The 22,688-nt window shown below is 43.7% G+C and carries 21 protein-coding genes; 20 read left to right on the top strand and 1 reads right to left on the bottom strand.

The genetic code is table 11. The features are described 5' to 3' along the window. Positions 1-32: 32 nt before the first annotated feature. The 5 genes from NST74_RS17250 (at position 33) to NST74_RS17230 (ending at position 6,141) form a co-directional block, all read left to right on the top strand. On the top strand, positions 33-218 hold the full coding sequence (locus NST74_RS17250) for a hypothetical protein (protein ID WP_341113498.1): 186 nt from the start codon (positions 33-35) through the stop codon (positions 216-218). Between the two features lie 93 nt (positions 219-311). After that, positions 312-1,079, top strand: a complete 768-nt coding sequence (locus tag NST74_RS17245; RefSeq protein WP_341113496.1) for a peptidylprolyl isomerase — start codon at positions 312-314, stop codon at positions 1,077-1,079. 24 nt (positions 1,080-1,103) lie between these two features. After that, positions 1,104-4,142, top strand: coding sequence for a peptidase domain-containing ABC transporter (locus NST74_RS17240; RefSeq protein ID WP_341113494.1), 3,039 nt, complete (start codon positions 1,104-1,106; stop codon positions 4,140-4,142). A 155-nt stretch (positions 4,143-4,297) separates the two neighbouring features. Beyond that, the gene (locus NST74_RS17235) at positions 4,298-5,329 is read left to right on the top strand and encodes an ATP-binding cassette domain-containing protein (RefSeq protein WP_341113491.1); all 1,032 of its coding nucleotides are present in this window, start codon (positions 4,298-4,300) and stop codon (positions 5,327-5,329) included. Next, positions 5,326-6,141: an ABC transporter permease gene (locus NST74_RS17230; RefSeq protein ID WP_341113489.1), complete on the top strand. Its 816-nt coding sequence runs from the start codon at positions 5,326-5,328 to the stop codon at positions 6,139-6,141. The genes NST74_RS17235 and NST74_RS17230 overlap by 4 nt, the downstream gene beginning before the upstream one ends. Positions 6,142-6,205: 64 nt before the next feature. Here NST74_RS17230 and NST74_RS17225 read toward each other — a convergent pair whose 3' ends face one another. Continuing rightward, on the bottom strand, positions 6,206-6,856 hold the full coding sequence (locus tag NST74_RS17225) for a TetR/AcrR family transcriptional regulator (RefSeq protein WP_341113488.1): 651 nt from the start codon (positions 6,854-6,856) through the stop codon (positions 6,206-6,208). Between the two features lie 198 nt (positions 6,857-7,054). Here NST74_RS17225 and NST74_RS17220 point away from each other — a divergent pair, with 198 nt between their 5' ends. The 15 genes from NST74_RS17220 to NST74_RS17150 all read left to right on the top strand — a co-directional run bounded on the left by NST74_RS17220 (position 7,055) and on the right by NST74_RS17150 (position 22,686). After that, positions 7,055-7,840: an SDR family NAD(P)-dependent oxidoreductase gene (locus NST74_RS17220; RefSeq protein WP_341115915.1), complete on the top strand. Its 786-nt coding sequence runs from the start codon at positions 7,055-7,057 to the stop codon at positions 7,838-7,840. Positions 7,841-7,988: 148 nt separating this feature from the next. Beyond that, complete coding sequence (locus NST74_RS17215) at positions 7,989-8,708, top strand: SDR family NAD(P)-dependent oxidoreductase (protein ID WP_341113486.1); 720 nt, start codon at positions 7,989-7,991, stop codon at positions 8,706-8,708. A gap of 249 nt (positions 8,709-8,957) precedes the next feature. Continuing rightward, positions 8,958-9,284 carry a PadR family transcriptional regulator gene (locus tag NST74_RS17210; RefSeq protein WP_042128594.1) on the top strand — a complete coding sequence of 109 codons (327 nt, stop codon included), beginning with the start codon at positions 8,958-8,960 and terminating at the stop codon, positions 9,282-9,284. Positions 9,285-9,290: 6 nt separating this feature from the next. Continuing rightward, positions 9,291-10,262 carry a permease prefix domain 1-containing protein gene (locus NST74_RS17205; RefSeq protein ID WP_341113484.1) on the top strand — a complete coding sequence of 324 codons (972 nt, stop codon included), beginning with the start codon at positions 9,291-9,293 and terminating at the stop codon, positions 10,260-10,262. Positions 10,263-10,524: 262 nt separating this feature from the next. Further along, positions 10,525-11,283, top strand: a complete 759-nt coding sequence (locus NST74_RS17200) for a YveK family protein (protein WP_341113482.1) — start codon at positions 10,525-10,527, stop codon at positions 11,281-11,283. Next, positions 11,231-11,938, top strand: a complete 708-nt coding sequence (locus NST74_RS17195) for a CpsD/CapB family tyrosine-protein kinase (protein WP_341113479.1) — start codon at positions 11,231-11,233, stop codon at positions 11,936-11,938. Before NST74_RS17200 ends, NST74_RS17195 begins: the two co-directional genes overlap by 53 nt. Further along, a complete protein-coding gene (locus tag NST74_RS17190) occupies positions 11,911-13,179 on the top strand; it encodes an oligosaccharide flippase family protein (RefSeq protein WP_341113477.1) in 1,269 nt (422 codons plus the stop codon). Before NST74_RS17195 ends, NST74_RS17190 begins: the two co-directional genes overlap by 28 nt. A gap of 35 nt (positions 13,180-13,214) precedes the next feature. Then, positions 13,215-14,477: an O-antigen ligase family protein gene (locus NST74_RS17185; protein WP_341113475.1), complete on the top strand. Its 1,263-nt coding sequence runs from the start codon at positions 13,215-13,217 to the stop codon at positions 14,475-14,477. After that, entirely contained in the window at positions 14,410-15,723 is a 1,314-nt protein-coding gene (locus tag NST74_RS17180) for a glycosyltransferase family 4 protein (RefSeq protein ID WP_341115914.1), read from the top strand. Before NST74_RS17185 ends, NST74_RS17180 begins: the two co-directional genes overlap by 68 nt. A 62-nt stretch (positions 15,724-15,785) precedes the next feature. Next, complete coding sequence (locus NST74_RS17175) at positions 15,786-17,696, top strand: polysaccharide biosynthesis protein (RefSeq protein ID WP_042128579.1); 1,911 nt, start codon at positions 15,786-15,788, stop codon at positions 17,694-17,696. A gap of 3 nt (positions 17,697-17,699) precedes the next feature. Further along, complete coding sequence (locus NST74_RS17170) at positions 17,700-18,818, top strand: LCP family glycopolymer transferase (RefSeq protein WP_081954113.1); 1,119 nt, start codon at positions 17,700-17,702, stop codon at positions 18,816-18,818. Between the two features lie 24 nt (positions 18,819-18,842). Beyond that, complete coding sequence (locus tag NST74_RS17165) at positions 18,843-19,469, top strand: sugar transferase (RefSeq protein WP_341113470.1); 627 nt, start codon at positions 18,843-18,845, stop codon at positions 19,467-19,469. Beyond that, on the top strand, positions 19,466-20,275 hold the full coding sequence (locus NST74_RS17160; protein ID WP_341113468.1) for a GNAT family N-acetyltransferase: 810 nt from the start codon (positions 19,466-19,468) through the stop codon (positions 20,273-20,275). The genes NST74_RS17165 and NST74_RS17160 overlap by 4 nt, the downstream gene beginning before the upstream one ends. Positions 20,276-20,353: 78 nt before the next feature. Beyond that, on the top strand, positions 20,354-21,460 hold the full coding sequence (locus tag NST74_RS17155; protein ID WP_341113467.1) for a GNAT family N-acetyltransferase: 1,107 nt from the start codon (positions 20,354-20,356) through the stop codon (positions 21,458-21,460). Between the two features lie 59 nt (positions 21,461-21,519). Further along, on the top strand, positions 21,520-22,686 hold the full coding sequence (locus tag NST74_RS17150) for an aminotransferase class I/II-fold pyridoxal phosphate-dependent enzyme (RefSeq protein WP_339286930.1): 1,167 nt from the start codon (positions 21,520-21,522) through the stop codon (positions 22,684-22,686). Positions 22,687-22,688 lie beyond the last annotated feature (2 nt).

Below are 22,688 nucleotides of genomic sequence, written 5' to 3'. Positions count from 1 at the left end.
AATCTATAAGGTAATTATTGGGGGTGAGTTTAATGTCAGAAAACGTTAATCAAGATGGCACTCAACCAGAAGCAAAGCTGCGTCTGGAAGAATTGCAGGAAGAAGACAAATCTCTTAGTGACACAGAGATGAAGGAAGTCTCAGGTGGAGCAGGAACGGGGAAATTATTACATATCCCAAGTTCTGCGGTAAACGGGAAAGGCTACAAAATGGGGTAGTTGTAACTCGAGAATCTCAGCTTATATTTACAATCACCCCCTAATCATATAGAAGGGGGTGATTGTTCATTAATTTCAAATGAGGTTATAAATATGTCTTTACAAACGATCGTTGCACTTACGGTAGACGGGAAATCTACTAGCCTAAATGAAGTCTTACGCTATGCTAGAAACCGTCAGGCTTTTTCAGCCTTGCATAACAAGGCGAGACAAATACTAATTGAACGATATGCACACACCCAAGGCGTTCAGGTTAGCGTAAAGGAGCTGCAAGAAGGAATCGATGATTTCAGGAGGAAGAAAGGTCTTTTACAAGTAGCGGCAGCTACGGAATGGCTTCAGCGCAACCGAATGACGCTTGATGATTTAGGAGAGTATGTTCGTGAGACGCTAATTGAATCCAAATTGATGCATATAGTATGCAGTGCTCAAGTAGAAAAGTATTATTACGAGCAGCGACTTTCCTTCGACACAGCCATAATCTCACAGATTATTATGGCGGAGTATGGAGCGATCCGGGAGTTAATGTATCGCATCGAGGAAGGTGGGGATTTCTACACCTATGCCCGTCAGTATTCTTTGGACGAAGCCACTAGACTTGCGGGAGGGTACACCGGCGAAGTAACTCGTGCAGCTTTATCTCCTGTGGTAGCGGCTTCCGTGTTTGGAGCCCAGCCTGGTGAAATTGTAGGACCTGTGAAGACGAATCGAGGATATCATTTAATTAAAGTAGAGGAGATGAAACACAGCGTTCTGGATGAGAGAATGAGAGAACAAATTCTATCCTTACTATTTGAGGAATGGGTCGCTGAGCAATTGAGCTTGGCCAAGATTGAGATCCCTTTGTGGGATCAAATATAAGCAAACCCAAGTTGGGATGTGTGCATGGTGGAGAGGCTGTTAAATCAGGTATCTCTTTTTGGTGTAATGAATGAACAGGAAAAGCTTCTCTTGTCGCAGCAACTTACAGTAGTTAACTTTGAAATGGGACAGACGATTGTTCATACCGGGGAACAGATGAATGCTTTCTATATCATCGTTTCAGGACAGGCTAGACGAATTAAAGAACTGCCTGATGGAAATGAGATGAACCTGGGTTTGCTCCATACGGGTGAGCATTTCGGAGAAAGTGCTTTGTTGAACAATGAAACAACGGATATTACGATTAGAGCGTCCACAGAGCTTCAGGTGTTGAAGTTATCCAAGGAAGATTTTATTCTAATGCTGGAGACGCGCCCTGATCTAAGCATATATATGAATCAATATATGGCATCTGATGCGATGCGTATTTTTTTGAAGGGCTCTACTATCTTTTCTAACATTGAATATCAGGTGCTTCGTTCACTGCTCGATAAAATTACAGTTTGTGAATACTCAGCCGGTGCTTCAGTTGTAACAGAGGGTGAAACAGGAGACGCATTTTACATATTAAGATCTGGGCACGCAGAAGTGGTAAAAGAAGGTCAGGGCGTGTTGCTAAATAAGCTGGAAACGGGTGATTTTTTCGGAGAATTAGCGCTGCTAAAAGGAGAACCTCGTAAAGCAACGGTTAGAACAACAGAAAAATCTACGCTTTTTCGGCTTTCGAAAGAAGATTTTGACCATCTCATAAGCGAATATCCGAAAATTAAGGAAGCGATCCTTCGAATTTCTTCAAATTACAGTGGCCGTAATCCCCTCGACCAGAAAGTTGAAGACTTCACTGAGCCAGTGCCGGAACCAAGCGTATCAATTCCGATAGAAAAATCAGCTTTTGTGAGACGAATCAAATCTAAGCCTGCAAAACCTTGGCGAAGGTTCCCTTTTATTTTGCAGCAAAGTGAAATGGATTGTGGCCCCACCTGCTTAAGTATGGTCTGTAAATATTATAGTGTATCTGTTTCGATTAATTATATTAAGTCCAATATGCAGCTCTCCAGATCGGGAACGTCACTTCAGGAAATGATGGATAGCGCTCAATCTCTAGGATTTGAAGCTGAGGGAATAAGAATTCATCTGGCGAATCTATCTGATATCCAGCTTCCAGCCATTGCGCATTGGAAAGGGAATCACTATATTGTCGTGTATCAGGTAACGAAAGAGCATATATATGTGGCAGATCCTGCAATTGGTGTAGAGAAGCTGACGCATGAACAATTTGCTCAACATTGGAAAGGTATGCTTTTGACACTTACCCCAACCATGGCTTTAAAAGACTCTGTTCCCCGCGGCTCCACCTTACAAAGATATGCCGCTTATCTGAAGCCGCATAAACATGTACTAGCAAATATTTTGCTGCTGTCTGTTGTAATTCAGCTAATTTCGTTGTCTTTGCCCATTATTACTCAGTCAGTGATTGATAATGTATTGGTTCACCGTAACGAGCAGCTGCTAATCCTATTAATGTCCACTATGCTAGTGATTTCTTTAGTTAACGGTCTTTTTATGTTCGTTAGGCAATGGATATCCTCTAAAACCGCGCTCAAAATCGATACGAATATGGTAGAAGCTTTTTATAAGCATCTGCTTGGGTTACCCCTATCTTTTTTTAATGAACGTACTGTGGGTGATATCCTTACAAGGGTGAACGAGAATGAAAAAATACGGCAAATCCTCACCTCAGGGGCTACTAATTTAATCCTTGATCTCGTTACCATTGGAGTTTATAGCTCGTTAATGCTGTATTACAATCCAAAGCTATTTTTCATGGCCGCAGTTATTATTCCGCTATATATCGGTCTAATTTATTTCGTATCTCCGCGGATGCGCCAAAACAGTAGAAAACAGTTCCAAGCGGAGGCGGAATCAGAATCAACGATGGTGGAGGCTGTCAATTTCATTGCATCAATTAAGACACTTACTGCAGAAAGAGCCGTGTTTAATCAATTAAAAACTAAATTTAAAAATGCGACGAAGCTGCGATTGAAAGGAACATTGCTTTGGGTCACTGCTGAAACAGGTGGAGAGTGGATACGTACGCTAGGGACGATTACAGTTTTGTATTTTGGCTCCCGCTATGTATTACAAGGCGATATGTCTGCTGGGGAACTGGTTGCTTTTACGGTTTTGTTATCAACGGTAACTCAGTCGATCTCCTTTATTATTCACATGCTCGATGATCTGATGGAAGCACGGATTTCTATGGAAAGATTAGACGATGTATTTCAATCACGCCTTGAGCAGTCCGAACAAACGCAGCTTAGAACACTAGTGAATGTGAAAGGTCATGTTTCTTTTGAGAATGTTACCTTCCGTTATGAGGTGGATGGGAAGAATATTATTCAGAACATTAACTTAGAGATGATGGCGGGACAAACTATTGCAATCGTAGGACGAAGTGGGTCGGGGAAATCAACAATTGCGAATTTATTAATGAATTTGTATTCTCCTTCAAGTGGAACGATACGTGTGGACGGACATGACCTGCGAACGATAGATGCACTTTCCTTGCGCCAAAAGATAGGGGTTGTACAGCAAGATACAGCGATTTTTCGGGGGACGATTCTTGAAAACATAGCCTTCGGACAGCAGGATGTCGCCTTTGGTGAAGTGGAAGCCTCTGCGATGTTAGCCGGCGCACATGATTTCATTAATGAACTTCCACTTCGTTATGATACGATGATCGGCGAAGGTGGAATTAGATTATCCGGTGGGCAAGCTCAAAGAATCGCGATTGCACGAGCGCTACTTGGCAATCCCCCGATATTGGTATTTGATGAAGCGACAAGTGCACTAGACACGGAATCGGAAAGAAAGATTCAGAACAATATGGAGCTTATTATTAAAAATAGAACGACGCTGATCATCGCGCATCGTTTAAGTACAGTTAAGCATGCGGATCGTATCATTGTGCTCGACCAAGGCGTGGTTGTAGAAAACGGAACTCATGAAGAGCTTTTGCAGACTCAAGGTCTATATTATTATTTGGTCAGTCAGCAACTATAACGTGTTGGATTAGCCATGTTCATTGAACGTGGTTTTTTGTTTGTTTTCATAGAAAATAAATGGATAAGTTTAACTCCGTTTAAAACATCGTTTAAATTCAGTTTATAAATGGGGTTTACTATCACCATATAATCTGAAACGTTGGGGGAATTACTATGGTGCAAGTACAGAATAAGATTCTAACACCAGACCATAACGAGTGGGCCGTCGAGGCGCGGGGACTGGTCAAAACATTTGGAGACAATCGCGCGGTGGATGGCGTGAATTTGAAAGTGAAAGCAGGTACGATCTATGGCGTACTTGGTCCGAATGGGGCAGGAAAGACAACCGTCATTCGGATGCTGGCAACCTTACTTCGTCCCGATGCAGGTACTGGTCGAATCTTCGGGCATGATGTGGTGAAGGAGTCGCAGATTGTTAGGCAATTAATTGGTGTGACAGGACAATATGCCTCAGTCGATGAGTCATTAAGTGCTACAGAGAATCTTATTATCTTCTCTCGGCTATTAGGGCTTGGGCGCGCAGAGTCGCGGAAAAAAGCAACAGAATTACTGGAAGAGTTTGGTCTGACTGAGGCGGCTAAACGGCCTCTTCGAAATTTCTCTGGGGGTATGCGTCGCCGTCTGGATTTGGCAGCTAGCCTTATTGCACAACCACCTTTAATTTTCCTAGATGAACCAACTACAGGGCTTGATCCTCGCACTCGTTCACAGATGTGGGATACCATCCGTCGATTGGTGAATACGGGATCAACGGTTCTTCTGACTACACAGTACCTTGAAGAAGCAGATCAACTGGCTGATCGGATTGCAGTTATCGATCGTGGGCAAGTCGTTGCAGAGGGGACAGCGGATGATTTGAAAGCGTCAGTGGGTACCACATCACTACACCTAAAGGTTCAACATCTAAAAGATATTGAACTAGCCCGTCAGCGTGTGGAACATGTGCTCCAAATTCAGTCCGTGGTATCGTACGAAACTGGGAAAATAACGGCACCGATGGCGGATGCTGATTTAGTTACAGACTTACTTATTGCACTTCGTGAGGAAGGTATTCACTTGGCTGAGATGAGTGTGCAGAAACCGACGCTTGATGAAGTATTCCTAACGATTACAGGTCATGGTGCTACGGATGAAGCGTCAACAGCGTCCCAAGAGTCAATTGTTAAGGAGGCAGTAAGAGTATGAGAACCACTACAATAAATTCGGGTGTTAACCGCCCATTGAAAAATCATACGAGTTTTCGGCAAGCTGTACGCAACTCGTTAACGATGGCTTATCGTGGGATACTGAAAATTCGACGTACCCCTGAGCAATTGTTCGACGTTACACTTCAGCCAATTATTTTCACTCTGATGTTTACCTATATCTTTGGAGGGGCTATATCTGGTGACGTGGTAAGTTATCTGCCTGTTATTATCCCCGGCATTCTTGTGCAGACTGTAATCACTACCTCCATCGTTACTGGTGTCCAATTACGTGAGGATATGGATAAAGGCGTGTTCGACCGATTCAAATCACTGCCAATAGCTCGAATAGCCCCGTTAGCGGGAGCTTTGTTGGCAGACACGATTAGATACACGATTGCTACTGTGCTTACATTTACCATGGGCTACATTATGGGTTACCGTCCTGATGGCGGTCTGGAACATGTCGCATTCGCTGCGCTTCTTGTTATTGTTTGTGCTTGGTCGATTAGCTGGATTTTCGCTTTCTTCGGTGTGATTGCACGGACTGCTTCTAGTGTGCAGGGGATATCAATGATTGTGTTGTTCCCACTTACGTTTCTATCTAATGCCTTCGTGCCTGTCGATACGCTGCCTAACTGGTTACAATGGTTTGTTAAAGTCAATCCAATCTCACATCTCGTTTCAGCCGTACGACAACTTACTAACTTTGGAACCGTAGGTTGGGATTTCACTATCTCTTTGATCGGAGCAGCTGTCATCGTCGCAATATTTGCACCTATTACGGTACGTGCTTATATGCGTCGGACATAATTCGAAACGAAAAAAAACGGCAGAAATGCCGTTTTTTTGTATTCTCCGCAAAAATCCTCTTTTATTAATTATCGCTTCTAAAGAACGTATGAATTAAATTGGATACTGATCTATCATACAATGTTTTAGCAGTTTCTTCATTTTGAATATGTCCCCCCAAATGCAGATGAATGACGCCATGCAATGACGCCCACACCAGGTTCACAACAAGGAGGGGGTCTTTCTCGTTAATAAACCCTTGTTCGATGGCTTCTGTAATAAGGGCTATCACTTGTTGTAGTGCCGTAAAGATAGCATGTAAACTATCCTCCTCCGGTTTGAATTCGCTAAAGGCTCCTCCGAACATAACCATATAATAGCTGGTATGATTCCGTGAGAAATCCCAATAAGCTTGTCCAAGATCGCGAAGATATAAATTTAGATTGTCTTGTTTTGGGACCGCTTGAAAGGCAGCAGCCAACAATTTACACCCTTGCAGAAAAAGCTCCTTCGCTAAACCTTCCTTGTTTCCAAATAAGTTATAAATGATTTTTGTGGGACATTCCATTTTTTCAGCAACCTTGCGGATGGTTACACCTTCAGGTCCGGATTCATGCATAATGGCCGCAGCGGCTTCGATAATATTCAGTCTTAATATTTCTGCATGCTGTAGTTTTGCTTTTGGGTAGGTTGTAACGGATTGAGTATCTATAGAAGATATTTTGGATTTTTGCATGTAGTTTCACTTCCTTAGAACTTTACTTTAGCTTTTTTTTAAATAGCCGTTAATTCTAAACCTTATTTTACTGATGTAGAAGAGAAATAGCCAATAATTAAATGTAGAACTTTATTTGACAACGCAACCTCACATGGATACAATGATTCATATTGAAACACTGTTTCTAAGTGGTCATTAAAAGGAGAGATGATAGCCATTATACTTATTCAAAATAAATGGACATTAATTACGGGTGCTTCTTCAGGAATAGGTGAAGCGTTTGCTCGAGAACTTGCAGCCAAAGGAAGTCATTTGATATTAGTCGCCCGTTCCGAAGATAAATTGATCGCTTTAGCGGAAAAATTACGAAGAGAATTTCATATTCAAGCGGAGGTTTTAGTTGCTGATTTATCGCTAGAAGGTTCTCCTAGCAGGCTCTATCAACAATGTATGGAACGTGGTTTGAACGTTGATATTCTTATTAATAATGCAGGTTTTGCTACTTATGGGCTTTTTGAACAACTGTCTGGTCCAAGACAACATGAAGAGGTGATGCTAAATGTTTTGGCGGTAGTAGATCTGACCCATTTATTTTTGCCAGAGATGTTAAGAAGAAAAAGCGGAGTGATTATAAACGTTGCATCAACAGCAGCATTTCAACCTCTCCCTAATATGGCTGTATATGGAGCGACAAAAGCTTTTGTATTATCATTTACACAAGCACTATGGGAGGAAAATCGGAAACGGGGAGTACAATTTCTTGCGTTATGTCCAGGGTCTACGGAAACAGAATTTTTTAATGTTGTGGGAGCCGATGAAGCTTCAGTAGGGAAACGAGATACTCCAGAAAATGTGGTTCAAGTCGCTCTTCGGTCGCTTCAAGCTAGAAAAATATTTGCTGTTCCAGGATTTACAAACTATATTTCAGCTCAAATGTCACGGCTTTTCACACGTAAACAAATGCTTTATTTTGTAGGACGTATGCTCCGTACGCGACATTAATAGCTCAGCATTTCGCTTCGATGAAGTAAACGCAGGGTTTGTCGCTTAACCCAAATGAGACAGGTTCACATAAAACCCTACATCTTCATGTTCATCGATGGTAATATGATATGAAAATAAAATGATAAACATGGGAAAGGGAGACAGTATGAGAAACTATCTGATTTTGGGGGCAAGTAAAGGTTTGGGAGATGCATTTGTGAAAGGGTTACCTGAGTCTGGCGATCAAGTTTGGATCGTTTCCAGAAGCAGGCCAGGCAGTCTCAATCTTAATGATGGTATAAAAAGAATCTGGATTGCAGTAGATTTATCGCAGCCAGATGCCGCACAAGTCTTATCAAAGAGCATTCAAACGGAGAAACTGGATGTTCTAGTTTATAACGTAGGCATTTGGGAAAAAGAAGGTTTTGAGTCTCACTATACGTTTGACAAAGATGAGGCAAGTGACATAGCCAACATTATAAATGTGAATATAACTTCAACAATTACCTGCATACAGGCTGTACTGCCTAATCTTCGTCAATCGGAGGCAGGGAAAATTATTCTAATTGGCTCCACAGCAGGTCTGGATCATACCAATAACGCCCAGGTATCCTTTGTAGCTTCTAAGTTCGGTCTGCGTGGCATTACTCATGCATTGCGAGAGCATGTTCGCAAGGATGGTATTGCTGTTACTTGTGTGAATCCGGGTGAGTTGGCAGCAGAAATTCCTTATGAAGATGGCGTGGAAAAGGCCATTGCAGAATATAGCGGCACAAGAATTCCTGTTCAGGACATTGTCTCCATTGTGAAATGTGTCGTTAACCTCTCTAGCGCTTCCTGTGTCAAAGAAATTCAAATTCCTGCAATGTCTGATTTGAATGCATAATAAATCTTAGCTACCCTGTTCATAATTTATAAAAAGCCGCTATCTATGGATTACTCTATGATAGCGGCTTTTTGCTGGTATAAGGCTGTATAGGATGTCAATTAGGGTCATAAAAAGCATGCTCATTTGTAGCATAGAACCGGTTAGGTTTTTTTTCCTATTTTTCCCTAAACTACTTCATCTGTCGTAGTAATTATGTTATACTGCAACTACTACGACAGATGAAGTAATCGAGGAGGTCTACCATTATTGATCAGCAGTGATGTTATACGCGGTTACAATGATACGCTGATCCTCTTCATGTTGCTGGATGGAGAATCCTATGGGTATGAAATTTCTAAAAACATCAGGCAGTTGACGCAGGAGAAGTACATTATGAAGGAGACAACCTTGTATTCCGCTTTTACCAGGTTAGAGAAGAACGGTTACATTGAATCCTTTTTTCAGGATGAGAGTCTCGGTAAGCGGCGTACGTATTATCGGATTACTTCGCTAGGTCTCGCCTATTATAAGGAGAAATGTGAGGAGTGGAAGGTTACTCAGGAAGTTGTTAACCAATTTATCAGAGAGTGGTGATAGAGCATGGAGACGATTGTAGTATATCTGGATAATATGTTCGCTAACCTTCCAAAAACTCCGGAACTGGAGCGTTTGAAGCGGGAGCTGCTGTATGGTATGGAGGAGAAATACCAGGAGTTGAAACATGATGGCAAGTCGGAAAATGAAGCGATCGGTGTCGTTATTTCGGAATTCGGTAATATTGAAGAGTTGACCGCTGAGCTCGGTATCCAGCCTGTCGAATCGGAGCAGGTTGTGAATGTTCCTGTGCTAACAGAAGATGAGGCTTATGCTTATGTGGCTGCCAGACGTAGGGCAGGGATGTGGACTGGTATCGGCGTTTTTCTCTGTGCATGTGGAGTGGCGTTTTTGATTGGTCTTGATACACTGTTTGAACATAAAAATGCTATTGTGGCTGATAAAGGCTCGATGTTAGGGCTTGTAGGAATGTTCATGCTGGTTGCTGTTGCGGTGGGAATGTTCATCTATAGCGGAATGAAGCTTGAGCGCTTCAAACATCTGGAACAGGGCTTTCAATTACCTTATGCGCTCAAAGCGGCACTTCAACGCAGCCAAGCCCTTTATGCCCCGACCTATCGCCTTTCACTGATAACAGGCGTTTGCCTGTGCGTGTTATCACCAGCTTTTATCTTCGCAACTTCATTTGTTAACGATGACTATACTCCATATGGAGTTGTTGCCTTTTTACCGATCGCGGCAGTGGCGGTGTTTCTGTTCATCTATTACGGTAATATCCAAGGTGCATATACAAAGCTGCTGGAGGAGCCGATAATTACTGCACAAAAGAAGGAAGAGGACCGATTTATAGGAGCTGTGGGGGCGATATTGTGGCCTTTGGCGACAGTGATCTTCTTGTTCACAGGATTTGTCTATCAGCGCTGGGATGTCAATTGGGCCGTATTCCCGATTGCCGGCATTCTCTCTGGCATGTTCAGCAATATCTATCATATTACGAAACGTAAAAATGTCTCCTAAGAGGTTCTCAACAATCATGATTTAAATAAATAGGAGAGTAACGCAAGGAATAAAATAGGCAGTTTACCAGTATGAAAACTAACTGGTAGGCTGCCTATTTGTGTTGAAGTTTAATAGAGCGCTTTCGTGGATCTATTAAAACAGTAGACCAATAAATTTTCAGCTTATATTGGACATATATTGGGCGGACGAGAATATGAATATACAATAATACTCTTGTTGAAGAAGACGAAAATACATTAACGGTTAGGAGAAATGAGCGATGGAATTTGAACTGGGCAGCATTTTGAAGCTAGTAAAACGTAAGCTGCTGTTCATCATTGTGTTATGTATTGTTTCGGTCGGTCTCGCTAGCTTCGTTAGCTACTATGTTTTGAAGCCGAAATATGAGGCGACAGCTTCTATTCTTATTCAAGGGGACAGGCAGCAGAAGGCAATCAATGACATTATGGCTGGGCAAAAACTAGTAACCACTTACGGGGAAATTATCCGAAGCAGCAGAATTGCTGAGGAGGTCGTTAGAAGGCTGCAATTAAATATGACCCCTGAAAAACTATTAGAAAAAGTTAAGACAAGAACTAGTAGTGAGTCATTAGTGACGACGGTAATTGTTACGGATTCTAATGCTCAGCGGGCTACGGATATCGCAAACGGTTTTGGGGAGGCCTTCAACGAGAACATTCAAGCCATTATGGGGGTAGAAAATGTAGTGTTTCTCGACCGAGCCAAAGTTCCTTTTGAGGCGATCTCACCCAAACCTGTCTTTAATATGGTTGTTGCTTTCGGACTTGCATTGATTGCTGGGGTCGCGTTTTCCATTCTACGGGAATTGGCAGAAAAACCTGTGAGGAGCGCCAAAAACATTCAGTTGGATTTGCAGCTTCCTCTGCTAGGAACGGTGGGGAAATTGAAGCCACGGAAACGGCGGGCGAAATCGAAATCCAATTCAGTAGAAGGAGCCACCAGACATGAAGAAGAAAACGCCAAAATTGTATTGCCTGGAACAACCGAAATCATCTAATGGAGATCAATTCCGAACGATTCGCTCCAATATTCGCTATACCCGAGTAGGTGGAGAAATCCGATCTTTATTAGTCACAAGCTCTCTTCCAGATGAAGGGAAGTCGACAGTAGCGATGAACTTGGCCATAGCTATGGCGGAAACGGGCAGAACCGTGCTGCTGATCGATGGAGACTTGCGCACGCCAACTGTGCATAAGGCATTCGATTTACCCAATTGGGTCGGGTTAAGTAGCATCCTAGTGGATCAAACCCGATTGGAGGATTGTATTTTTTCTATTGAGGATTCAGAGGGGCTTTCAGTACTGACCTCTGGTCCAATCTCACCGAATCCGGCGGACTTACTAGGATCAACAGGAATGAAGAGGTTATTTGCAGAGCTTAGTGAGCGATTTGATACGATTGTTATCGATTCTTCTTCGGTGTTAATGCCCTTCTCGGATGCGCTTATCTTGGCAAAGATGACAGAGGGTGTACTGTTAGTAGTTAAATCTGGGAAAGTGCTCTTGAAGCATACGAACTCTGCCAAACAGATGCTTGAGCAGCAAGGTGCACATGTATTGGGAGCAGTTCTGAATTATCGAAAAAGTAGCAAGCGTTACAAGATTCGCGGTGAAGATTTTGCCGATTGGGCTTCATCTTCTGGAATGGTCTAACGGATATGACCTTTGCTTCTCTTCGATATTTATTCGGGAATATCACTTATGCAGGTGCTCAGTTTGTGATTGTAATTCTGCTTAATAAGTTTGGATCATCCGAAATTGTTGGGCAATATTCGTTAGGTCTTGCTGTGACGGCTCCCATCTTCATGTTGTCGCATCTGCACCTGCGCTCGGTCTTGATAGTTGATGCCTCTGGGAAATATATTTTCGGAGATTTTTTTGGCCTTCGACTCGTGACAACCGCTGTTGCATTCACGATTACAGCAGGTTGTTGCATCGTCGGTGGTTTTGATTGGAATACAGCTATAGTCATATTTTTCATCGGATTGTATAGAATTGTTGAGTCGGTCAGCGATATTTTGTTGGGCATCGTTCAGAAGCAAGAGAAGTTAGATCAAATATCTTTCTCGAGAACCGCTAAAGGATTATTCTCCATACTTGCCTTCGCCCTCGTATTTATCCCTACTCAGAATCTCATTCTAGCATTGTTAGTCATGATCATCGGATGGTTAGCAATAACGATTGCATACGATGCTCGTAAAGCGAGAGTCTTCACATCGCTCAGGCCACTTTTTAACAAAAGACAATTGTGGGGCTTGCTGATCATCAGTTCACCCCTAGGCATTGTGCTCGCGTTAATGTCGCTAAATACCAATATTCCATTATACGCAATCTCTTACTTTAAAGGGGAACATGATTTAGGTATATACGCTACGCTCTCATACATGATTGTTGCCTGCAACGTTATTGTTACTGCGCTCGGTGAAGCGATAACGCCACGTCTTGCCCGTTGGCATGCTGCTGGGCGTCATAAGGAGTTTGTTACTTTGCTCAGTCGAATGATTGCAATGGGGGTTGGAATTAGTGCGGTTGCTTGTTTGATCGGGTGGATATTTGGGTCTCAGGTGCTAACCCTTTTATTCAGTCCAGATGTGGCTGCAGAGATAGGTTTATTTCATTGGTTGCTCGTTTCTACCTTGTTGGTGTTTGTATCGTCTTACCTGTGGTATGCCATAACGGCTACGGGCAAGTACAAAGCGCAGATTCCGTTGTTTCTTTGTTCAGTAATCACTAATGGGCTTACTTGTCTGATCTTCGTACCCATTTTCGGGGTGATAGGTGCTGCGATGGGGGCTAGTTTGGCTTTATTCGTTCAGATGATTGGCAGTGTGATCGTGCTTTACTTGGTAATTCGTCAGGCAAGGAAACAGGTACAACGGGAATTGGCCGCATAAGTGAGGCAATTTCTCATACGAAAGTAGGGGCTTGTATGACATCTGTATCCGTTGTAGGGAAACCCTACACCATGCGTAATTTATTTCTGTTTGCGGTTATGGGTTACATCATCTGCCTTCCGGCCCAAATTGACTTCGGTGGCGCCTTTCGAATCGCACCCTCTGATCTTTTCGTGATGCTTGGTTTGTTTACGGCTGGTATACACCTCAAATTGGACCGTAGGCAGTTTAGTTCATGGCATTGGGGAATGTTGTTTATTTTCGTCCTAGCTTCGTTTGTATCCATTTGGCGCAATGGATTCATTACGCAATACGCTCTATTGCAAAAAGATTTTGGGTTTATACTCCTGCTGCTGACGTATATCATGCTTGTTCAAGCTATAGATAGCTGGGATCGGTTATATAAAATGCTACGTGCTTTTCTGATCAGCGTGCTGATCTTCAATAGTCTAGCTTTGTTCGACTTCTTTAGTGGAGTTAAGGTTCCATATATGGTGCAAGATGGTCGTCTCTCCGGGATGTTAATTGATCCGAATGCATACGGCGGGTTACTAGTAACGGCTTTTGCCATTCATATCATGACGAGTGGGAACGGAGTGAAGTTACTTAGGGGATGGGTGAGCACGCTAGCGACGATTACCTTAGCCGGGGGAATCATGATGACCTTTTCGCGATCGTCATGGATTGGTCTGTTCCTTGTTCTACTTACGCTTCTCCTGACGAATCCTTCTCGACTTCTAAAGATCGGCATGGGGTTTAGTGTCGCGTTTGGAGCACTGTTGTTGTATAAAGGTACTGCTTATCTGGATGTACTTGGGAATATGGCTAGTAGACCCTCGCAGATTCAATCACGACTTGACATCATTGGGAAGGCAGTAGATTGGATCGCCCAAAGTCCATTATTAGGGATTGGACTTGGTAGCTATAACTATGAATTGCGGATTATTATCCATAATACTCCGATTTGGTTTATGACGGAATTTGGCTTACTAGGCTTGATCGTGTATGGCGGATTCATGATCTGGTTCTTCATCGTCGGGCTCCGTTCTTATCGCGCGGCAGATAAGGTGAACAGACCGATCATTATGGCATTACTGCTATCTCACGCAGCGATGATTGGACTTTCGATGGGCATTGAAGCCTTATTCCAGCGGTACTGGTGGTTCATGATGGCTATGAACGCGGCTTGCATCCGATTAACGAAAACGGGGTGGAAAGGAGTGATGCGGTATCGAACCAAAGGCATCGAAAAGTCAACTGGTCGAAAGCTACGGCAACAAGCAGAACAAGCGCAATAACAAGAGGTTCGGGAGTAAAGCTGCTGAAGACTGTGGGCCGGTAAGAGTCGCTTTTGTAGCCTCCATTTTCGGGCATTTTGAGAGTTTCCATCTACCTTACATGGAGTTGTTGCAGCAAAAGGGATGTGAAGTGCATGCTTACGCACAACCTGGTGAAGCGAGATTACGGTTAGAAGAGAAGGGAATCGTCTGCCATGATGTGCCCATCCAGCGCAGTCCTTTGCAGATGCAGAACTTGGCGGCTCTAAGGATGTTAACGGAAAGCTTCAAGAAGGAGGGGTTTCAGTTCGTCCATGTACATACGCCAGTTGCTTCGATTCTCGGACGGCTTGCAGCCTATAGAGCAGGTATACCTTGCACATTGTATACAGCTCACGGCTTTCATTTTTTCAAGGGAGCCCCTTTAGTGAATTGGATGCTTTATTATCCGCTGGAGCGGTTAATGGCACGCTGGACAGATGTGCTGATCACCATAAATAGTGAAGATTATACACGTGCCCAGAAATTTTCTGTACGGAAAAAAGTGATCTATGTGAGTGGTGTAGGACTCGATCTCCAGGTTTACAGCAGCGAACGTGATCATCCTGAAGTTGAGACAGAGAAGGCAGATAGGCGGCGCCAACTATTTGATCTTCCAAAAATTGAGCATGATGAACCGCCCTTCATCATCCTATGCGTTGCTGAGCTTAACGCCAACAAGAATCAGAAGCAGTTGATTGAAGCGCTGGGTCAGTTAGGGGCTCGAGCTGCTAATATTCATCTGGCTTTTGCGGGTACGGGGCCGCTTGAGCAGACACTATTGGAACTTGCTAATCGGCTAGGTGTCAGCGATCGCGTACATATGCTTGGATATCGTAGAGATATTCCTGAACTGCTTAGAGCTTGTGATGTTGCTGCACTTGTGTCCTATCGGGAGGGATTACCTCGGGCGATTATGGAGGCGATGGCAGTAGGAAAACCTGTTATCGGTACACATATTCGGGGGATTCGTGATTTGATCGAACATGAGTCAACAGGCATGTTAGTTCCCGTTGATGATATTGCCGCTACCGCTAAGGCATTTATTCAACTACGAGATGATTCAGCATTAACCACAGCGATGGGAGAAACAAACAAGGAGAGTATCATTCGCTACGGATTGCCTGCAGTACTCCGTGAAATGGACTCGATCTATATAGAAGCATTGAATAAGAAGGAAAGAAAGAGAGTTCCGTCTGAAATGCAGCCTAGCCTGTCGGGAGATTGATCATTCACTCACACATAAAAGTCGAGTAAATGAACTTTTAGTTAATTAGGGAGAAAGAAGTGATGAGAATGCGGATCGTCCGTTTGGTCATGTTGGATGCGGGGATTATTGCGGCTTCAGTGTGGCTTGTGTTTTTACTTCGGTTTGATTTTCAAATCCCTGAGATGTACGTGTGGATGCTTCCGTGGGCTATATTGATTCACATTGCGGTGTATGCGGCCTTCTCATTTGGATTCAAAGTGTATAACAATATCTGGCGATACACGGGAATGAGAGAGTTGTTGCAGCTGCTGAAAGTGAGTGTATTAACACTTGTTGGCGTGATTGTTGTCAACGTATCCGCACATGCAGTAGTTCCTTCCTATCGACTACCGATTTCTATTTATTTTGCAGCGGGTTATGTGTTCCTCGGCATTGTTGGGTTACGAATGGTTAAACGTCTTCTTAATGATGGGTTTGAGACAACGGGTACGAAGGAGGCCTTCGAAGGTAATCTTCTAATCGTAGGGGCTGGTAAGGCAGGAATCCTCGTTACGAAAGATATCAAGCATTCAAGATTCAAATTTATGAATCCGGTCGCCTTCATTGATGATGATATATCCAAACAAAAGCTGGAAGTAATGGGGCTCCCGATTGTGGGTAACCGAAATTTCATTCCAGAAGCCGTGGATCAGCTGGATATTGCATTCATTATTATTGCCCTTCCGACTGCACCACAAAACGACTTAATGGAGATTATCGAAATCTGCAAGTCAACCAAAGCACAGGTTAAGCTAATGCCTAGTATGACAGAAATTTTGGACGGGAAAATGGCAGTTAATCGAATCCGTGAAGTGTCCGTAAATGATTTGCTGGGAAGAACTCCTGTTGAGATTAACACGGAGGAGATTCGCGAGAATTTAGGGAGTGAGTGTATCCTCATCACGGGTGCTGGAGGCTCCATCGGTTCGGAACTGTGCCGGCAGCTAGCTGCATATCGTCCGAAGGAAATGCTGCTTCTTGGGCATGGTGAGAACAGCATTTACCTTATTGAACAAGAGCTGCGTCAGCTATATCCCGATCAGAAGATTCAACCCATCATAGCGGATATTCAAGATGTGTCGCGGATCGATAGTGTATTTCAAAATTTCCGACCTACGATCGTGTATCACGCCGCAGCGCATAAACATGTTCCACTTATGGAGATGAACCCGGTCGAGGCGGTTAAGAACAACGTTATCGGAACAAGGAATGTTGCGGAGGCGAGCGCCAAATATGGTGCAAAGCGGTTCATTCTCATCTCTTCAGACAAAGCGGTTAATCCAACCAGTGTCATGGGAGCTACGAAGCGGGCTGCAGAAATGATTATTAATGATCAGAATTCATCCAGCAAGACGGTTTTTGCCGCTGTCCGTTTCGGAAATGTACTCGGTAGCCGGGGAAGTGTTATTCCGTTATTCAAAAGACAGATTGAGAGTGGTGGCCCGGTTACAGTCACCCACATGGATATGGTGCGGTATTTCATGACGATTCCTGAAGCGGTGCAATTGGTTATTCAAGCGAGTGTACTGGCACAAGGCGGCGAGGTGTTCGTGCTTGATATGGGTAAGCCAGTTCGGATATACGATCTAGCAAGAGATTTAATACGTCTGTCCGGCTTAGAACCCGATAAAGATATCCCCATTGTGATCACAGGTATTCGTCCTGGAGAGAAATTATATGAGGAACTCCTGACGGAAGAGGAAGGGTTGATGGTTACCAATAACTATCGCATCATGATCAGTCGTCCTCAAAGTGTATCCAGATCTGAATTGAATTTGGTTCTTGGAGTTCTGGAGAATTTGTGCAAACGGTACGAATTTGTGCCGAGCAGTTATCAAATTAAGAAATTATTAAAGCAGCTTATTCCGAGCTATTCGGGCTTTCAAGAAGAACCACAGGTTGTTACTCATGAGCTTGAACGGATCAAATCCGAAGTTCATGCGGGGATCTAAGCGATGAAGTCGTTTATGAGAAGTTGGAAAAAGAGATTGCATTTGCGTGGCAAGAGCGACAGGAAATTCACAAGAAAGCAAATAGTCATGAGGCGAATCGGAAGATTCGCCCTGATTGGTTTTCTAATTGTGATTGTCGTTGGTGGGATTTGGATTAGAGGGGTGTTAAATCCTGAACAGCGTTTTCAAAAGGCGGTCCTTAATCCATTGACGATACCTAGCTCTAAAATTTCTGTGGTTCCTGTGGGGAAAACGCAGTCGGAAGAGACTTCGAAAAGCCCAGTAAATACGGAGATTACGGTACCTCCATCATCTGAACCAACAGCGACAACATCTGCATCCGATAAAAAAACTTCATCCTTCAATGTTGTACTCATTGGAACTGATACGTGGGGCGGGGAGATTTCGCGTGCAGACACCATCATGGTTGTACATGTGATGCCGGAACAGCGGAAGGTGAACATCGTCTCTGTGCCGCGTGATACAAGGGTTTATGTCCAAAATGTCGGATATACCAAAATTAACCATGCTCATATTGTTGGGGAATCCAAAGGTGGGAATGAGCAAGGAACACTGACGCTTATTCAAGCAGTGAGCGACTTTATGAATATCCCCATTCATCATTACATCAAGACGAACTTCTCAGGTGTTCGTGATTTCATCGATTCGATCGGTGGGATTGATATGGTGATCGATCAGGACGTGACCATAACGCCAGAGATTACTATCAAAAAAGGTGAACAGCATCTAGATGGCGTACATGCACTCTATCTTGCAAGGGAGCGGTATTCTACTCCGAACGGTGACTTTAGTCGTCAAGAAGAGCAATTCAATATCGTTAGAGCTGTGGCCAATAAGCTACTCAGTCCTGAGCATCTTCCGGATCTGGCGGGATTACTACTCCATGAAAAGAAAGACATTATCGATACAAGCTTTAGCGACAGTGATTTGCTCAGCTTAGCTTGGTTATTCAAGGGGATAACTTCCGATGACTTTCAATACGAGCAGATACCAGGTAACAACAGTTTTGGTCCTGATCCGCTAGTTGGAACCAAGGTGTACTACTGGAGTGCTGATTTAAAACAGGTGAATTCACTTAAGGAACGTCTTTTTACGGATTAAGAGAAAGGCGGGAGGAGTACTAACATGTATCGCCATATGAAACGAGGCTTCGATCTTGTGGGAGCGATCGTTATGTTATGTATATTTAGTCCAGTCATGGCTGTGGTGGCGGTGTTGATTCGAATAAAGCTTGGAAGCCCAATCTTATTCAAGCAGCAGCGACCTGGACGGGGAGAGAAACCCTTCTTCATCTACAAATTCCGGACCATGGCTGAACTGTATGACACGCAGGGTCAGCCGTTACCTGATGAGCGACGATACATCAAGTTTGGCGGAATCATCCGAAAGCTAAGTCTGGATGAATTACCGCAATTGGTGAATGTTGTTAAGGGAGAAATGAGCCTGATTGGTCCAAGACCTTTGCTCATGCGGTACAGCCCTTACTATTCCGAACAGGAGAGGCTGCGTTTCTCAGTAAGACCGGGAATTACGGGATTAGCACAGGTGTCAGGACGCAATACTTCGTCATGGAAAGACCGACTTTCGTATGATGTCACTTATGTCGAGAATTTAAGCTTCAGACTGGATGCGCTGATATTATGTAAGACCGTCTTGAAGGTGATTCGCCAAGATGATGTTGTAGCCAATCCAGGTCGGCATAGCCTTCCTCTGGATGAGTATAGGCTGAATAAAAAGGAGGGCCAGGCATGAATGTGCAGTTTAGACCGCTGCATGAAGACGATATACATCATGCATGCCGGCTCTTAAAGAGCAACTTACCGGAGCATGTTTACAATCAAACGATATTTGCTTGTGCTGGTTATCCGGCATATCTACAAGCAGCTTGTAAGTGTGGAGGACATTCAGCCACATTATTGATTGGAGCTTATATTGGAGAAGCGCTCATTGGATTCGCTGAATGGCGAAGAATGGAACAAATGTTGGTTCTGAATAATTTAAATGTGGATGCGGCTTATCGTAAGGATGGTATTGGCGGCATGCTCATGGCATACGGAGAGAAATTAGCAAAAAGGGATGACATTAAGAAGTTGGTGCTGGATGTGTTCTCATGGAATGAACAGGCTCATGCTTGGTATCTTCGTCTAGGTTTTGTTGAAGAAGGACGTACTTATTGGTATGTGAGGGATTTGGATCGTTCATTCGTGGGTAGTGCAGATTTTATTGCTGCTGGATCACATATAGATGATGAGGAAGTGGCGTACATCATTGATGATTACCCGATGGCAGAGGCGCATCATCTAAAATACGGATTCTCTTCTTTTAGGATTAGAACGAAACAGAAGACTTCAGTTGTGGGTCGGCTCGGCGAGCGGTATTTTCGCATCCAACTGCAAAGTGGAGAGTGGGACGGCGGGGAATCACTAACCGATGTGTTACTCGACCTAGACCGTGAGAGAAAGTTGTTATTGCTCTCATCCGATGCATTTCTACGTGAGAGAGATCCTGCGCTAAGCTTAAGCACTGAAAGCATACGTATGATCAAGATATTAGATTAGCAGCGAATGCTTCCGAAGTAAGCTTTGTCTAAGTACCTCAAGGAAGGATACGCTAACTTAACTTTTAGGAGGTGACGTATGAGTAATTTCATTATACTTAACAGCTCGCTTTCTGAAGAATGGGATGCTTATTTGATTCAGATGGATAAGAAGGATATCTATTTCTCAGCAGAGTTTTTTCGAATGTTCGAGGATGATCTTCAACAGGCAGAGTTGTTTGTTTTTAAGCAGGGTGAGAAGCTCATCATTTATCCTTATTTACTACGTTCCATAAGTCATCTTCCAGCACTCATCCAACTGGGACTTGAAGGGGAATGGTACGACATCAGTACACCTTATGGATACGGGGGACCGATATCTAATGTGCCTAGAGGAGCGGAACGATCGGAGCTCTATCGACAATTCAGTGAAACGTTCACAGATTATTGCAGAGAGAAAAGAATTATGACCGAGTTCGTAAGATTTCATCCTTTCATAGGCAATGCCACCGAAGCCCAAAACGGGCTTACTGCGGAGTTGAATCGGAATACAGCATATATAGATTTGACCGTTGGCTCAGAGTCAGCACTAATTCAGAACTATGGCGGCAATCATAAAAGAAATATTCGTAAACTAAAGTCAGCGCCATTTACCATTCGAAAGTCGGAGCTTAAGGATCGGATTGAGCCTTTCACCGAATTATATTACGGCACGTTAGATGATTTACAAGCGGATCCCTTTTATTATTTTCCTCAAAAATTTATAGAAGATACAAGCCTTTTGCCAGAGGGACGGGTAGCGCTGTTCGAGGCGATGGATGGGGAAAAGGCGGTAGCCGCAAGTATTGTGCTCCTTGATCGGCCTTGGATGCATTATCACTTATGTGGTTGGGATCGAGCTTATCTGCAGTGGTCACCCACCAAACTTCTCATCCACTCAGCAGCGTTGTGGGGGATGGAGAATGGATACGAAAAATTCCATCTCGGTGGAGGATATACAGGTAACGACGAACTATTTCAGTTCAAACTAAAATTTGCGACTCAACTAGAACCACTGGACTATTACCTAGGTAAGCGAATATTTTTCCCCGAGGTGTATGAACGAATAATGTCGCTCTATGACTCCGGGGGGGCGGGGAATTACTTTCCACTCTACCGGCATCCCTCTTTTCTGAATCAAAATATCATGGACCATGCTCTGAAGTAATTCAATAAGATATGTAATCCATCTGGATTAAAGCATCCAAATGGAGAAAGGAGCAAGGCATGAGTATTCGTCAACCAAGCATTCTACCACGAATCTTGTTATCTCCACCGCATGTGAGTGGACGTGAACAGGCTTATTTGGAGGATGCCATTCACTCTGGCTGGATCGCTCCCATAGGACCACAAGTCGATGCTTTCGAACGGGAGATGGCCGACTATACAGGTTCAAAGGGTGCACTTGCATTAAGCTCTGGAACAGCGGCAATTCATCTTGCACTGCGTCTTGCCGGTGTTTCTCAAGGAGATTACGTGATTTGTTCGACGCTCACGTTCGTAGCCAGTGCCAATCCTATTCTATATTTAGGAGCTACACCTGTATTCGTAGACTCAGAGCCGGAGACATGGAATATGTGTCCACTAGCCTTTCAGCGGGCCTGCCAGGATTTAAATGACAGAGGGCTACTGCCGAAAGCAGCCGTTGTTGTCAATTTGTACGGGCAGAGCGCAGACATGGAGCCGATTGTAGAAATCGCGAATCGTTATGGTATTACATTGATAGAAGATGCGGCTGAATCTCTAGGTGCTTTTTATCATGGAAAGGCTAGTGGTACTTGGGGGCGCTTTGGAATTTATTCTTTTAACGGTAATAAAATCATTACAACCTCAGGTGGAGGTATGCTTGTATCGGATGATACCGAAGCATTGGAACAGGCTCGTTTCTGGTCTACGCAAGCGCGTGACACTGCACCACATTATCAGCATTCCGAAATGGGTTACAACTACCGTCTCAGCAATCTGTTGGCAGCAATAGGCCGCGGTCAGTTGGAGCTACTAGAGGAAAGAGTTGAACGGCGTAGACATATTTCTCGAGTATATTCAGAACGATTGGGATCCGTTCCAGGTCTTCATTTTATGCCGGAAGCACCTAATTGTCGCAGTACACGCTGGTTAAGTGCGCTAACGATTGATGAAGAGATCGCGGGCTTCTCCTCTAATCAACTTTTAAAGTGCCTGGAATTTAACAATATAGAAGCTAGACCTGTATGGAAACCACTGCATTTGCAGCCGCTGTTCGAGAATGCCTTCTATTATCCATACATGGAGGGACATAGTGTATCTGATCAATTGTTCACAAAAGGTGTATGTCTACCCTCTGGAAGCTCCTTATCGGATGATGATCTGGTTCGTATAATGGATGCAATAGAGTCATGCATTCAGAACCGCTGAAT

The organism is Paenibacillus sp. FSL F4-0125 (genome assembly GCF_038008565.1).
GTDB lineage: Bacteria > Bacillota > Bacilli > Paenibacillales > Paenibacillaceae > Paenibacillus_AQ.
This window is presented reverse-complemented; position numbering and strand designations above follow the sequence as displayed.